Annotated in this window: 15 protein-coding genes; 2 read left to right on the top strand and 13 right to left on the bottom strand. The window is 49.5% G+C overall.

Annotation, left to right across the window (positions count from 1 at the left end; genetic code table 11):
• Window positions 1-15: 15 nt before the first annotated feature.
• The 3 genes from dprA to sucC all read right to left on the bottom strand — a co-directional run bounded on the left by dprA (window position 16) and on the right by sucC (window position 3,456).
• On the bottom strand, window positions 16-1,131 hold the full coding sequence (gene dprA / locus AC6ESO_RS11320) for a DNA-processing protein DprA (RefSeq protein WP_497091403.1): 1,116 nt from the start codon (window positions 1,129-1,131) through the stop codon (window positions 16-18).
• 177 nt (window positions 1,132-1,308) lie between these two features.
• A complete protein-coding gene (gene sucD / locus AC6ESO_RS11315) occupies window positions 1,309-2,238 on the bottom strand; it encodes a succinate--CoA ligase subunit alpha (RefSeq protein ID WP_494819023.1) in 930 nt (309 codons plus the stop codon).
• A gap of 57 nt (window positions 2,239-2,295) precedes the next feature.
• On the bottom strand, window positions 2,296-3,456 hold the full coding sequence (gene sucC, locus AC6ESO_RS11310) for an ADP-forming succinate--CoA ligase subunit beta (protein ID WP_497091402.1): 1,161 nt from the start codon (window positions 3,454-3,456) through the stop codon (window positions 2,296-2,298).
• Between the two features lie 287 nt (window positions 3,457-3,743).
• On the opposite strand from sucC, the gene AC6ESO_RS11305 reads away from it, so the two are divergent.
• Window positions 3,744-4,211: a DinB family protein gene (locus AC6ESO_RS11305; protein WP_497091401.1), complete on the top strand. Its 468-nt coding sequence runs from the start codon at window positions 3,744-3,746 to the stop codon at window positions 4,209-4,211.
• 110 nt (window positions 4,212-4,321) lie between these two features.
• Window positions 4,322-5,881: a YifB family Mg chelatase-like AAA ATPase gene (locus AC6ESO_RS11300; protein ID WP_497091400.1), complete on the top strand. Its 1,560-nt coding sequence runs from the start codon at window positions 4,322-4,324 to the stop codon at window positions 5,879-5,881.
• A 69-nt stretch (window positions 5,882-5,950) separates the two neighbouring features.
• Here AC6ESO_RS11300 and AC6ESO_RS11295 read toward each other — a convergent pair whose 3' ends face one another.
• From AC6ESO_RS11295 to AC6ESO_RS11250, 10 genes are all read right to left on the bottom strand, one after another.
• A complete protein-coding gene (locus AC6ESO_RS11295) occupies window positions 5,951-6,361 on the bottom strand; it encodes a YraN family protein (protein WP_497091399.1) in 411 nt (136 codons plus the stop codon).
• A complete protein-coding gene (locus tag AC6ESO_RS11290; protein WP_497091398.1) occupies window positions 6,358-6,672 on the bottom strand; it encodes an EscU/YscU/HrcU family type III secretion system export apparatus switch protein in 315 nt (104 codons plus the stop codon). Before AC6ESO_RS11290 ends, AC6ESO_RS11295 begins: the two co-directional genes overlap by 4 nt.
• Window positions 6,669-8,597: a TP0910 N-terminal domain-containing protein gene (locus AC6ESO_RS11285; RefSeq protein WP_497091397.1), complete on the bottom strand. Its 1,929-nt coding sequence runs from the start codon at window positions 8,595-8,597 to the stop codon at window positions 6,669-6,671. Before AC6ESO_RS11285 ends, AC6ESO_RS11290 begins: the two co-directional genes overlap by 4 nt.
• A gap of 229 nt (window positions 8,598-8,826) precedes the next feature.
• Window positions 8,827-9,438 (bottom strand): ribonuclease HII, encoded by a 612-nt coding sequence (gene rnhB / locus AC6ESO_RS11280; protein ID WP_497091396.1) that lies wholly within the window; start codon window positions 9,436-9,438, stop codon window positions 8,827-8,829.
• Window positions 9,439-9,594: 156 nt separating this feature from the next.
• The gene (gene ylqF / locus AC6ESO_RS11275; RefSeq protein WP_494819016.1) at window positions 9,595-10,467 is read right to left on the bottom strand and encodes a ribosome biogenesis GTPase YlqF; all 873 of its coding nucleotides are present in this window, start codon (window positions 10,465-10,467) and stop codon (window positions 9,595-9,597) included.
• Window positions 10,468-10,481: 14 nt separating this feature from the next.
• Window positions 10,482-11,189 (bottom strand): signal peptidase I, encoded by a 708-nt coding sequence (gene lepB / locus AC6ESO_RS11270; RefSeq protein ID WP_497091395.1) that lies wholly within the window; start codon window positions 11,187-11,189, stop codon window positions 10,482-10,484.
• A gap of 105 nt (window positions 11,190-11,294) precedes the next feature.
• Window positions 11,295-11,636: a 50S ribosomal protein L19 gene (gene rplS, locus AC6ESO_RS11265; RefSeq protein ID WP_091218811.1), complete on the bottom strand. Its 342-nt coding sequence runs from the start codon at window positions 11,634-11,636 to the stop codon at window positions 11,295-11,297.
• 179 nt (window positions 11,637-11,815) lie between these two features.
• Window positions 11,816-12,568, bottom strand: coding sequence for a tRNA (guanosine(37)-N1)-methyltransferase TrmD (gene trmD / locus AC6ESO_RS11260; RefSeq protein WP_494819014.1), 753 nt, complete (start codon window positions 12,566-12,568; stop codon window positions 11,816-11,818).
• 4 nt (window positions 12,569-12,572) lie between these two features.
• Window positions 12,573-13,088, bottom strand: a complete 516-nt coding sequence (gene rimM / locus AC6ESO_RS11255; protein ID WP_497091394.1) for a ribosome maturation factor RimM — start codon at window positions 13,086-13,088, stop codon at window positions 12,573-12,575.
• An 85-nt stretch (window positions 13,089-13,173) separates the two neighbouring features.
• Complete coding sequence (locus tag AC6ESO_RS11250; protein ID WP_091218819.1) at window positions 13,174-13,404, bottom strand: KH domain-containing protein; 231 nt, start codon at window positions 13,402-13,404, stop codon at window positions 13,174-13,176.
• Window positions 13,405-13,408: the final 4 nt, after the last annotated feature.

Genomic DNA, 13,408 nt, shown 5'->3' with positions numbered 1-13,408 from the left:
CCTCTCCAATGCATGCTACATTACACTATATATGGAACCTGGATGCTGTTCAATCTTCCGTTTTATAGATAAATTTATCAGAACTGAATGCAAAAGTCCAAAAGGAAAGGATGAAAGCTCATGCAGACGGTCAATAGATAGAGGACCATCCTGTAAGAATTGAAGTAAAACGGCTTCATTCTCATCCAAATTCACGTCTTGCAGTTCAGACTTTAAACCTACTTGCGCCTTCGATATTTCAAGTTGCGGGAGCAATCCTTCATAGTCCTCCAAAATATCCTGGACAGATGAGATAAGTTTAGCCCCTTGACGAATCAGCCCGTTTGTTCCTGCACTCTTCGGCGAAGAGATCGGACCCGGAACGGCAAATACGTCCCGCGACATGTCGAGCGCCTGGTCGGCTGTAATCAATGACCCGCTCCGCTCAGCCGCTTCTACTACTACGGTCCCTAATGAAAGTCCGGCTATAATGCGATTTCGCAGCGGAAACAATCCAGGATGAAAGGGCGTACCCGGAGAAACTTCCGAAATAACGACGCCATTTCTCACAATTTGATCGTAGAGCCCGCGGTTATCTAAAGGATAAATTCGATCCACGGGGGTGCCTAAAACTGCAACCGTGCTTCCAAAGGCCTCCAGCGCACCTTCATGGGCTAATGCATCTATTCCCCTCGCCATTCCGCTAACGACGGTTAATCCTCGCTCAGAGAGCTTCCTAGCTAGGTCAAAAGCTGTTTTGCGGCCATAAGCTGTCGGTCCTCTTGTTCCTACAATGGCAATTGCATGCTGATTCAAGAGCTCCATTCGACCAATTGCGTATAGGACCCAAGGAGGCTGAGGTATCTCACGCAGTAGTTTGGGATAGTTTTCATCGAACCACGTAATCACTTGAATGCCGAGCCTCGACATCCTTTCCTTACGTTCTTCCGGCTTAACCGTTGCAAACGCATTCGAAATCGCTTTTGCCTGATCCGGCTTTAACCCGACTGATGACACCCAAGCTTCGGGCGAAAATCGCTCGTATAGCCGCCATTCTCCATACTCCGCAGCCTTGCGTACTGACTGCCAGCCTATGCCTGGTGTTTCATGTAACGTAAGCAGGATTTCGCGCTCTTGAATATATTCCTTCATTAATAATGCACCGTCCTTTCGAATGACGGCCCGCATTCTTCCTTATTGTGACCCTGCTGCAAGGAGAATGCAAGCCAACCGGTCTGATAAATGAAAAAAAGCAACCCTCCGAAAGCCCATAGCGGGCAAATCGAAAGGTTGCTTACCTTTAATTGAAGTTATTGTGTTAAGTGGCTCTTAGTGCGTTTTGCATTTCTCAAGCATGCCGCGCTCTTCCAGAACACTTACAAGGGTAGAACCCATTTCGGAAGGCGTTGGTGCTACGCGAATGCCGCATTTCTCAAGCGTTGCGATTTTCTCAGCTGCTGTTCCTTTACCGCCGGAAATAATCGCACCAGCATGTCCCATCCGTTTGCCCGGAGGTGCAGTTGCGCCGCCGATGAAGCCAACAACCGGTTTCTTCATGTTCGCTTTAACCCACTCCGCCGCTTCTTCTTCGGCAGAGCCGCCGATTTCACCGATCATGATGACAGCGTAAGTATCCGGATCTTCATTGAACATGTTCAAGATATCAATGAATTCCGAGCCTTTAACAGGGTCGCCGCCGATACCTACCGCGGAGGATTGGCCGATTCCGCGGGTAGTCAGCTGATGAACAGCCTCGTAAGTGAGCGTTCCGCTGCGGGAAACAACGCCTACATGGCCTTTTGTATGAATGTAGCCCGGCATGATGCCGATCTTGCATTCACCCGGCGTAATAACGCCTGGGCAGTTCGGTCCGATCAGGCGCGTTTTACGGCCTTCCATGTACCGTGTTACTTTAATCATGTCGATAACCGGAATACCTTCTGTAATACAGATAACCAGGTCTAGCTCCGCATCAACAGCTTCCAAAATGGAATCTGCCGCGAATGCAGGCGGAACATAAATAACGGACGCTGTAGCGCCTGTTTTGGCAACAGCGTCTGCTACCGTATTGAATACAGGAAGCGAAACTACTGTTCCGTTATCTAGTGTAATGTCAACATTGCTTCCGCCTTTACCGGGCGTAACTCCGCCAACCATTTGGGTACCGTATTCCAGGGCGCCCTTCGCATGAAACAACCCTGTGGCACCAGTAATACCCTGGGTAATGACTTTTGTGTTTTTGCCTACCAAAATGCTCATCGAAACTCACATCCCCTAAATGAATTCGTATGCCGCGTAAAGTGCGACAATTAAGTCTTACTTTACAAGCGCGACGATTTTTTGTGCACCGTCGGCCATAGAGTCTGCAGCCACGATGTTTAGTCCGGATTCGTTCAACATTTTCTTGCCCAGTTCAACGTTGGTGCCTTCCAAGCGAACAACAAGCGGACGGTCAAGACCGAGCTCTTTAGCCGCTGAAATAACACCGTCTGCGATAATATCGCATTTCATGATACCGCCGAAAATGTTAACGAAAATGCCCTTCACCTTCTCATCGGAGAGGATGATTTTGAACGCTTCCGTAACTTTCTCTTTGGTCGCACCGCCCCCTACGTCCAGGAAGTTAGCAGGGTCGCCGCCGTAGTACTTGATAATATCCATTGTCGCCATTGCAAGACCTGCGCCGTTAACCATACAACCGATGTTGCCATCGAGTGCGATGTAGCTCAGATCAAACTTGGACGCTTGAATTTCCTTCTCATCCTCTTCATCCAAATCACGAAGATCTAAGATGTCTTTATGACGGTACAAGGCATTGGAATCGAAGTTCAGCTTGGCGTCAAGCGCCATAACGTTGCCGTCGCCTGTTACGACGAGCGGATTGATTTCTGCAATGGAGCAGTCCTTCTCTACGAAAGCCGCATACAGAGACAGCATGAATTTAGCTGCTTTGCCGACCAATTCGTTCGGAATATTGATGGAGTAAGCCAGCTTACGCGCTTGGAAAACTTGAAGGCCGACCGCAGGGTCGATAACTTCTTTGAAAATCTTCTCCGGCGAGTGCTCAGCTACTTCTTCGATCTCCGTGCCGCCCTCTTCGGATGCCATCATGACGATCCGTCCGGTTACGCGGTCAACAACTAGACCGATGTAGTACTCTTTCTTGATGTCGCAGCCTTGCTCGATAAGCAGGCGCTTAACTTCTTTACCTTCAGGACCCGTTTGGTGGGTTACGAGAACTTTGCCCAGAATTTGGCTGGCATAAGTGCGAACCTCATCCAAATTTTTGGCAACTTTAACGCCGCCCGCTTTACCGCGGCCGCCTGCATGAATTTGCGCTTTTACAACGACAACCGGTGTGCCCAGCGCTTCTGCTGCTGCCACCGCTTCATCGACAGAGAACGCCACTTTACCTTCCGGTACGGCAACCCCATACTGCTTAAGCAGTTGTTTACCCTGATACTCATGGATATTCATTGACGAAAATCCTCCTATCCGCAGTCAAATCCTACGTATGTACACAAAACCATAAGTATTGTAACACGTTTCGTCATGTGTTTCCTATTTTTTTAGCCTAAAAAGCCATCTTTTTTGATATTAGTTTCATCTCATATCGATATGGAATTCATGAAATGTACTCATCTTGGAGATGCAAAGGCTAAAATAAGGATTACTTGACTAGTATTGCCTAAGTTTAACAAATTATTGACACCAAACATATGTTCTAGTATCCTATGATTAAGCATTTATTAGGAGGTTACTGGATGAACACCTATTCCGGACTATTATCGACATTCCAATCCTTGATTCCATTCGCGGGCTCTCTTCGCACTTTATCTGATGAAATGTGGAATGCTCCGCTTAAACCTGACAAATGGTCCACCCGCTCCGTAATCGGTCATATTATGCTTTGGGATCGTCATTTCCTGCAAGAAGCGATTCTGCCTATTGCCGAAGGCAAACCGCTGACATTGAGACATTCAGATTTCGATGCTTTCAATCGCCATGCAGCCGCCTATGCGGAGTCAATCAGTAAAGAGCAGCTGCTCGAAGAATGCATGTCCATTCGAGAAGAACTATGGAAGCTACTGAATTCCCTATCTGAAGAGAGACGAGAAATGAACTACACGGATGCGGACGGGAACCCTTTTACGATCCATCATTATTTGGATGACTTCGTCTCTCATGATCGGCATCATCTTGATGAAATCGATCGGTTTATCGCAGGTTAACGGGAACGCGTTGACAGCTGTTTTGCAGCTAAGTTATGATTCAAATAGATCACATACGGACCTGTGAGGAAGCACCTTCATCCGACTTATTCGGTGGAGGTGTTTTTGTTTTGTATACGCAAATTTGCAGCGGCAGCGTTTATGGTGTGGAAGGTAAATCGATTGCCGTCGAAGTCGATATTTCGAATGGTCTTCCCCAAGTCAATGTGGTCGGACTTCCAGACCCGGCCGTAAGGGAATCGATTGAACGCGTCCGAGCAGCAGTCAAGAACTGTGGATTCACATTTCCGATGGAACGGATTACCGTTAATCTTGCACCGGCAGATCTTCGCAAAGAAGGCACTGCTTTTGATTTGGCCATTGCTGCAGGCGTTCTGACCTCAAGCGGACAGCTGAAGAGCAAGATGTTTGAAAACGTGTTGGTACTGGGAGAACTGGCGCTAAATGGTGAACTCCGAGCCATTCCGGGAGTGCTGGCTATGGTCGAGCAAGCTCGCTTGAGCGGCATTACCCAGGTGCTGCTGCCGAAGGCCAACGCCGCAGAAGCGGCATGTATCGAAGGCATGCAGTTGTTTGCCGTTTCTCATTTGCGCGAGCTAGGTGATGCGAATGCCGATGATCGTACATGGGAACAGCTTCGATATGATGTTCATGCAGAACAGAACATTGTATCCGCTACCAGGAATTATGGAGTACCATATGGAGATTACGGGGATGTGCTGGGACAGCAGCATGCGAAGCGTGCTTTGCTTATATCTGCAATCGGCAAACACAATGTTCTTCTTTCTGGCCCTCCTGGGACAGGCAAGACTATGCTCGCAAGAAGGCTTCCGGGCATTATGCCTCCGCTAGACGAAGAAGAAGCACTCCAGGTAACGAAGATTTATAGTGCTGCCGGTAAACTGCCGGGCGGTGTTCCTTCGTTAATGAGGGAGCGCCCATTTCGCAGTCCGCATCATACGATCTCCGCCGCTGGGTTAATTGGCGGCGGGTCCATCCCCAGACCCGGTGAAGTTACACTAGCTCACCGGGGACTGCTGTTTCTGGATGAACTGCCAGAGTTTTCGAGAGCTGCACTGGAGGTGTTGAGACAGCCTTTGGAGGACAAGGAAGTTACCATCGCCAGATCGCGTGCTGTATTTCGATTTCCGGCCTCTTTTCTACTAGCCGCTTCCATGAACCCTTGCCCGTGCGGCTACTATGGACATGACTCTGATGAGCATCGCTGTGTTTGCAGCGAGTTAGCACTCGCACGTTACCGAGCGAAGATTTCCGGTCCGCTACTGGACCGTATAGATATGCACATAGAAGTACCTCGGCCACCGACGACAGAAGGTCTGACAATCGGCATGTCATCTGGTGAAATGAAAGCAATTGTACTAGCGGCAACGGAGCGCCAGCAAGCTCGAACATCTGCCAGCCTCTCCCGTCGTTCGATAACTGATCTGGCCGGTGCTTCTCTTCGTAAAGCAGTTCTATTATCGCGAGAAGCCGAACAACTGCTTCGCGTAGCGTTCGATACGCTGGGCGTCAGCTTACGTGCACATGATCGGATACTAAAGCTGTCTCGTACGATCGCTGATTTAGAATCGAGCGACCTAGTAGACAGTCAGCATATCGCTGAAGCGATCGGTTATCGTTGTTTGGATCGAAAGCTTCATGTCATTTAGTCAAAACTAGAGAAAGAGATGGCCATTGGGCCATCTCTTTCTCTAGTTTTGTACTATGTAACCCATGAACTAGAACGCGGATTCAATATGTTTGAGTTCGGTGACACGATAGGGTTCGAGTGATTCTCCATGAACAGCTACAGCTGTGATTGCAATAACATCAAAGCGTACCGGAATATGATGCAGCTTATTCATGGACAGATAAACCTCAGCGATAGACCTGACTTGCAGCTGTTTACGAATATCGACCGATTCAGCGGCTGAACCGAATCTACCGCCTGATCTGCGCGTCCGTACCTCAACTATGATGATGTTGGAATCCGTTTTTGCTACAATGTCCAGTTCTCCCATACGACATCGCCAGTTCCGATGAACGATCATATAACCGTGTTCTCTTAAGTAGCGAACGGCTTCCTCTTCTCCGAACTTGCCAATCGCTTGTCTGGTGTCGGTTTTGGTAGTGCGGCTATTCGGTTTCAATCTTTACTTCCTCCCGCCTTGCGATCCGACCGATAAACAAACGACAATATCTCTGCCACCAGTGTATACAGCTCAGGCGGCACCTCTTGATCCAAATCAAGCTTCGAAAGCACTTCGACAAGCGAGGAATCCTGCTGAATCGGAACCCCGCTTTCAGCGGCTTTATCGAGTATAGCTTCTGCCATCTTACCGCGGCCTTTTGCTACCACGACCGGAGCATTTCGTTCTCCCGGCTCATATTTTAGCGCAACTGCTTTTTTATTCTGCATGAGACCATCTTGGGTTTGTTCCTTCTTATCTCTCCGGTTCATACGCGATAGTCTACTCCCTTGTAAGGTTTAGTCGACCACTCAGTCGCTCCTATTCCCACTGCCGTTGCATCGGATGCATTCATTCGCTCTGCCATTCGTTCCGGCATCGGAGTCGCTTTCAATGTGAGTAACTGATATCCGGCACGCTGCAGCGCCTCCGACAACTCAGCTCGGGAAGTCTCTATTAGTGAACCAGCCATCGGATGGTCATTCCACAAGTTAAGACTGACGATTTTATCAACGACCTGTACATCTACGACAGTATCACCTAACGACTTCATGCGCAGATCAAACAAAAGCCTGCAATTATCTGCATCGAGTTCACCTTTACGGCCACGTCTTGTTTGAATATGTACCGAAGCCGTCTGTCCCCCATCCTGACTGTGCATCGGAATAAACATCGTTACATGGGATAACAATGCGCCTGATTTCTCAGGGGATAATAGCAATTGCTGCCCTGTAATATGCGAAACGAGCTGCTGCGCCGTATCCCGAAGCGTAGGTGGCACATCATCCGAGGAAGCAAGTGTCATTAACGCGCTCTTCAGTGAATCATCGGCAGCGTTCTTCATGGAATCAAGCGAATCCGAAGAAGGTACCACGTTCGGAAGCTGATTGTTTCCTTGCTGCAGCTGAGCTCGATCATTGATTAAGGTTGCGACACTCCGTTCCAAGCTTTCCTTCGGGGACTGATGAGTCGACAGCGTTGATTTATTTTCTTGTCCGTTCTGAACCGCAGGGTCAGTTGGTTGTTTCTGCAGCTCGGGCTGTTTCGTCGCTTGCTGCTGATCTTCCGTCACTGCAGCAGCAAGCAGACGCTCATGATCTACGCCCAGCCATTTCATCATCTGGCCCACCCAGTTCGGTGATGATCCTGCCGGCTGCGGCGATGGGGCTGTCGTGCCAGCGTCTGCGGCATGATTGTGCGTGGTTGTTTCCGGCGAAGCCGGCTTTGCAGCCCCGCCGCCTGTAATGATAGGCGGGGCTGCTGTTGGCGGAGCCGCGGGCTGCGCGCTCGCCGCAGCTGCGCCTCCGGTGCTCGGCGCGGCTGTGCCAGCCGCCGCGCCTTCGCCCGCTGCGCTGCGCGCATCGGCGGCGGGAGCAGCAGCGGAACCCGCTGCTCCCGCTGGCACCGGCGCCGGCTGCGCTGCGGCGCCAAGCGCGCCTTCGGCGCTCGAAACCGCCGGCTGCACCCCGGCCTCGCCCTGCGCTGCGCGCATAAACGCCGCGCCTTCGCGCAGCAGCGTTTGCAGCTTCGCTGCAGCCGCTTGCGCCGCCGACTGCTGCGGCTGCGCGGCTTCGCCCGCCGCACCATCATCGGCGGACGAGGCGCCGCTCCAAGCGGCAAGCCCCCGCTCCAGCGACTCCAGCAGCGTATGCGCCGGAGTGCCGGAGATCGTCTGTGCAAGCGCTCCGATCGTCGCGCTTGTCATCGGCAGGCCGCGCTTATTCGCGAGCGCGGCTGCCTTTGCCCAAACCTGCGCGTCGCCGCCTTGCGGCATAACAGCCAGCGCCTGCTTAAATTGACTCGCTGTCTCGCGAGTCAGAGTACCGCCCTCACGACGCAAATCGCGCACAAGCTCTTGCGTCCATTTCTGTTCAGGCAAACCTGACGCCTTCAGCCAATCTTTCAAGCTCGCTTCATTCAACGTTGCCGTTTGCTGATCCACCAGCTTCAGGACAAGCGTGCCATCGACTGACTGCGGCTGCACTTGAAGTAAGGTGGATTGCCCCGGCTGCAGCGGCGTTTCCAATTTCGCTTGCACCTGAGTCCCATTTATTTGAATGACCGCTTCCTGATCGTTTAACATCTTAACCAGAACGCCACGCACAATTTGCCCGACCTTAAGTTCCATAGCCTTGCTATCGCCGGGCTGCACATCGCCAAGCAGTCCCTTCATCAATTGTCCGATCGATAATGTCATATCGCGACCGCTTCCTTCCCAACAAACTTCCTATACACCCTACCATCAAAACCGATTGTGATCCTATACCATTATTATCGGCTCAGTGGAGACGCAGATTAACGCATCCAAAAATAAAAAAACCGAACATCCCCAATTATATAGGAACGAACGGTCCAAGCGCAGCTATTCTTCTCTCACTTCATGCACTTTGCTTCCGGTATCTCGCTATTCCCTCTCATCAATCATCCTAAAACAACACCTGCTGCTCCATAAACAGCTTCCCTAAGAAGCTCTGACGGTGCATTGGAGTAGCTCCTAGCTCCAGCAGCTTCTCCCGATGCAGCTTTGTCGCGTAGCCCTTATGTAGTGCAATCCCATACTCCGGATACAGCTGATCCCATTCCCCTTTACATAGCCGGTCGCGAGTTACTTTCGCAATAATGGAAGCAGCTGCGATAGACTGACTTCTAGCATCCCCTTTAATAATAGACTCTTGGGGGAGATCAAGATCCACTTTCTCCGCATCCACCAGCAAATATTCAGCCGGAACGGCAAGCAATTCGACCGCTTGCTTCATCGCAAGTCGAGCAGCTTGCTTAATATTAATGGCATCCACTACTTCGGCATTCACGCAAGATACTGCCCAAGCTTCCGCCTGATCAATGATGAGCTCGTACAGTTCCTCACGTTTCTTCTCCGACAGCTTCTTGGAATCGTCAACGCCATCAAGTATCAATCCCTCCGGCAAAATAACAGCAGCTGCGACCACATCCCCAAACAAACAGCCGCGTCCTACCTCATCGATGCCGGCAACGCTCCGATACCCTTGCTCCCATAACGGTTTCTCAAACTCTAACATAACAATCCCCGCTCCCCGTACCACAAAATCCCCAAAACCTGCTCAACAATCCCCATATATACAAAACAAACGGCTCCCTCATGATCAAGGCAGCCGTTCTTAGCAGCGGATTACTGCAATCGAAGCCTCGGCTTCATTCGCATAACAATCCGCGCATTACATAAAATCATCCGGAGATTCAAGCGAAAGACGGCCCAGATTACCTGCCCGCATCTCACGCAAAATAATGCCGGATGTTTTCTCCAAGTCAACGCGGCCTCCGCTAACCAAGCAGCCCCGCTTACGACCGATATCCTCCATCAAACGTACGATTTCGTCATTGTCTTCGTAATCCTTTGGAGGGTCCTTCAAGCCAAAACGTTCCGACAGCATCGGCCAGTAGCGTTTCGCCAGTTCTCTCACCGTGAAGAAAGCTACATCCTCAATGTTTAGAACTTGCTCACGTATGGCACCGGTCATAGCCAGTCGTTGGCCAACGAGCTGGTCCTCGAATTTCGGCCATAGAATACCCGGCGTATCGAGCAGCTCCATTTCCGTGCCGACTTTTATCCATTGTTGGCCTTTCGTAACACCCGGACGATCGCCGGTAGCCGCAATGCTGCGACCAGCCAGACGATTGATAAGCGTTGATTTACCAACGTTCGGTATTCCAACGATCAGCCCGCGAACAGCTCTCGGTGTAATCCCTTTGGATATTTGTCGTTCGATTTTGTCATGGAGCAGCTGCCTTACCTTAACCGGAATTTCATTGACGCGCGTTCCTGTAGAAGAGTCGATAGCCAAGCTTGTATAACCGAGGTCTGCAAAATAAGCCATCCACTTCTCGGTCGTACGCGCATCCGCCAAATCCGATTTATTCAGCAAAATCAGTCTCGGCTTATTCAATAAAATATCGTCAATCATCGGGTTCCGGCTCGAAAGCGGTACTCGGGCATCCAGCAGCTCAATCGCAATATCAATCAGTTTGAGCTTCTCTTGAATTTCCCTTCTTGCTCTCGTCATGTGGCCGGGAAACCATTGAATCGTCATGTTACTACTTCACCTCATTTGTGTTTCACGAAAGAAATTTTGTCCATCGGCCAGAAAATAATATCCGCACGGCCGACGATCTCCTTCATCGATACATACCCGATCATCCGGCTATCCTTACTGTTGCGGCGGTTATCACCGAACGCAAGGATCATCCCTTCAGGAACAACATCGGTTGTAAAATTAGCATTCGGGAAATTACGGTCTGTCCCTTGATTGTTGAAGATTTCGCCGTTTGCTTTAGCATTCTCGATCGATTCTTTAAGATATGGCTCATCGACCTTTTTGCCATTGATGTACAAATCATCGTCTTGATATTTGACTTTATCGCCAGGGACGCCAATGACCCGTTTAATAAAATCTCTGCCCTCTTCCGGTACATGAAAGACAACTACTTCGCCATGATGCGGCTCACGAATGTCATATATCACTTTGTTTACGATAAGACGTTCCCCTGTATAGAAGGTTGGTTCCATCGACGGTCCATCTACAATGAACGGAGCAAACAGGAAATAACGGATTACAAGCACTAGTAAAGCTGCAATTGCAAGTGCTTTAACCCACTCGAATACCTCTTTCTGAGCGCGGTTGCCGTTCGATCGTTTAGATCTGGACTCGTTGATTGAAGGATCAACACCATCTGCTGCAGCATGTACATGATCACGTTGATTCAATTCGTTCGACTCTTGTCCATTCTCTTCTGTGCGGTTCTGTTGATCCACAAATTCCACCCTCTTCTATGCTGGGACTATAGATATGTAAATAATCTAGTATTTAAAAAAAACGAAAAGGGACTTGTTTGCGCAAGTCCCCTCTCTTGTCGATAATTAACGAATTTCTTTGATTCTCGCAGCTTTACCGCGAAGTTCGCGAAGATAGTACAGTTTCGCGCGGCGAACTTTACCACGACGAGCAACTTCGATCTTCTCAATCTTCGGCGAGTTCAGTGGGAAAGTTCTTTCCACACCAACGCCATACGAGATTTTACGTACTGTAAAAGTAGCACTGATACCGCCGCCGCGACGTTTAATAACAACGCCTTCGAACAACTGTACACGCTCACGAGATCCCTCGATAACCTTTACATGCACCTTTAACGTATCGCCTGGACGAAAGTTAGGAAGGTCTGTACGAAGATTTTCTTGTGCAATGATTTGTAAAAGATTCATTGTAGTTTCACTCCTTCCACCATAGACGTTCTTATAAGCTAACCGGAAACAGATAGAAAACCGGATCATGGCTTCATAGCGGACCGTCCGACTTTGCAAAAGCAACATCTGAAATTATAACACATCCAAGCCCAGTACACAATAACTTATCATAAACTTTTTGAGTTATAACATCAGAGCTAATTGTTGCTGTTTTGTTCGCGGGAACGGATCTGTTCATTCAGCCATTGCCGTTCTTTCTTCGTAAGCTCGGCGGTCTCAAGCAGTTCAGGACGACGTTCCAATGTCCGTAATATAGACTGCTGACGACGCCACACTTCCACATTGGCATGATGGCCGGACATCAGCACCTCCGGCACTTCCCAATCACGGAATACCGCCGGACGTGTATAGTGCGGATGCTCCAGCAGCCCTGTGCTGAAGGAATCCGTCACAGCTGAGTTCTCATTGCCGAGAACGCCGGGCAGAAGCCGAACAATACTATCAATCATAACCATTGCGGGAAGCTCACCGCCGGTCAGCACATAATCTCCTAATGAGATTTCATCTGTCACCAAATGCTGACGGATTCGCTCATCGTACCCCTCATAATGACCGCACACAAACACGAGATGCTTGTGAGCAGACAGCTCTTCGGCTTTCTTCTGCGTATATGGCTCCCCCTGCGGGCAAAGCAGTATTACGCGAGGACGCTCGGCGCCTTCCGGCATCAAGTCCTCTACGGCGGCGAACAACGGCTCCGGCTTAAGGACCATTCCGCCGCCACCGCCATAAGGATAGTCATCAACCGTATTATGCTTATTATTTGCATAATCACGAAAGTTAACCGCGTTCAGGCTGACAATTCCTTTATCCTTCGCTTTTCCAAGAATGCTTGCTCCGAATACACCGTGGAACATTTCAGGAAATAGCGTCAATACGTCAATGCGCATACCGTTAGATCAGCCCTTCCATCAGGTGAACCTTAACGACCTTGTCTTTTACATTGACATGAAGCACAACTTCATCGATGACAGGAATTAAGATTTGTTTGCCCTTTGGCTGTTGAATGACCCAAACATCGTTTGCACCCGGAACGAGGATTTCGGTAATGGTACCAAGAATCGCGCCTTCGTCCGTAACTACGGTGCAGCCGATAATTTGATGCTGGTAATACTCGCCGTCTTCAAGCTCGACAAGATCATCCTTGGACACTTTAAGCTCCCAGCCTTTGTACTTCTCGACTTGATTAATATCCTCGAAGCCCTTGAACTTTACGATATACATATTTTTATGAAATCTTGCGGATTGCACTTCAAGCTCAAGCTGCTGCTTGTTCTCAGGGTTAATTAATGTAAGCTTCTTACGCGGAGCGAAACGCTCCTCGGGAAAATCCGTTTGCGAGAAGATCTTTACTTCGCCGCGAATACCGTGTGTATTCACCAGTTTACCTACAGATAGCCATTGATCCATTGTGTTCTCCTATCTTTTTCGTAATTTACCATCGAAAAAGGGCTAGGATACCTTCGTATCCTAACCCTGCTTCGATGTACGATCGCTACGAAATAATATCGACCATGACACGCTTTTGCGTTTTGACGGCTGCCGATGTGACAACCGTCCGCAACGCTTTAGCAATCCGTCCCTGTTTGCCTATGACCTTCCCAACATCGTCAGGATTCACGGATAACAGATAGACGGTGCCGCGATCGTCTTCTTTCACGTCGACACGCACGTCCTCCGGGTAATCCACTAAAGCCTTCGCTATGACAAGAATCAAATCTTTCATCACA

The sequence above is a fragment of the Paenibacillus rhizoryzae genome (genome assembly GCF_059686995.1).
This window is presented reverse-complemented; position numbering and strand designations above follow the sequence as displayed.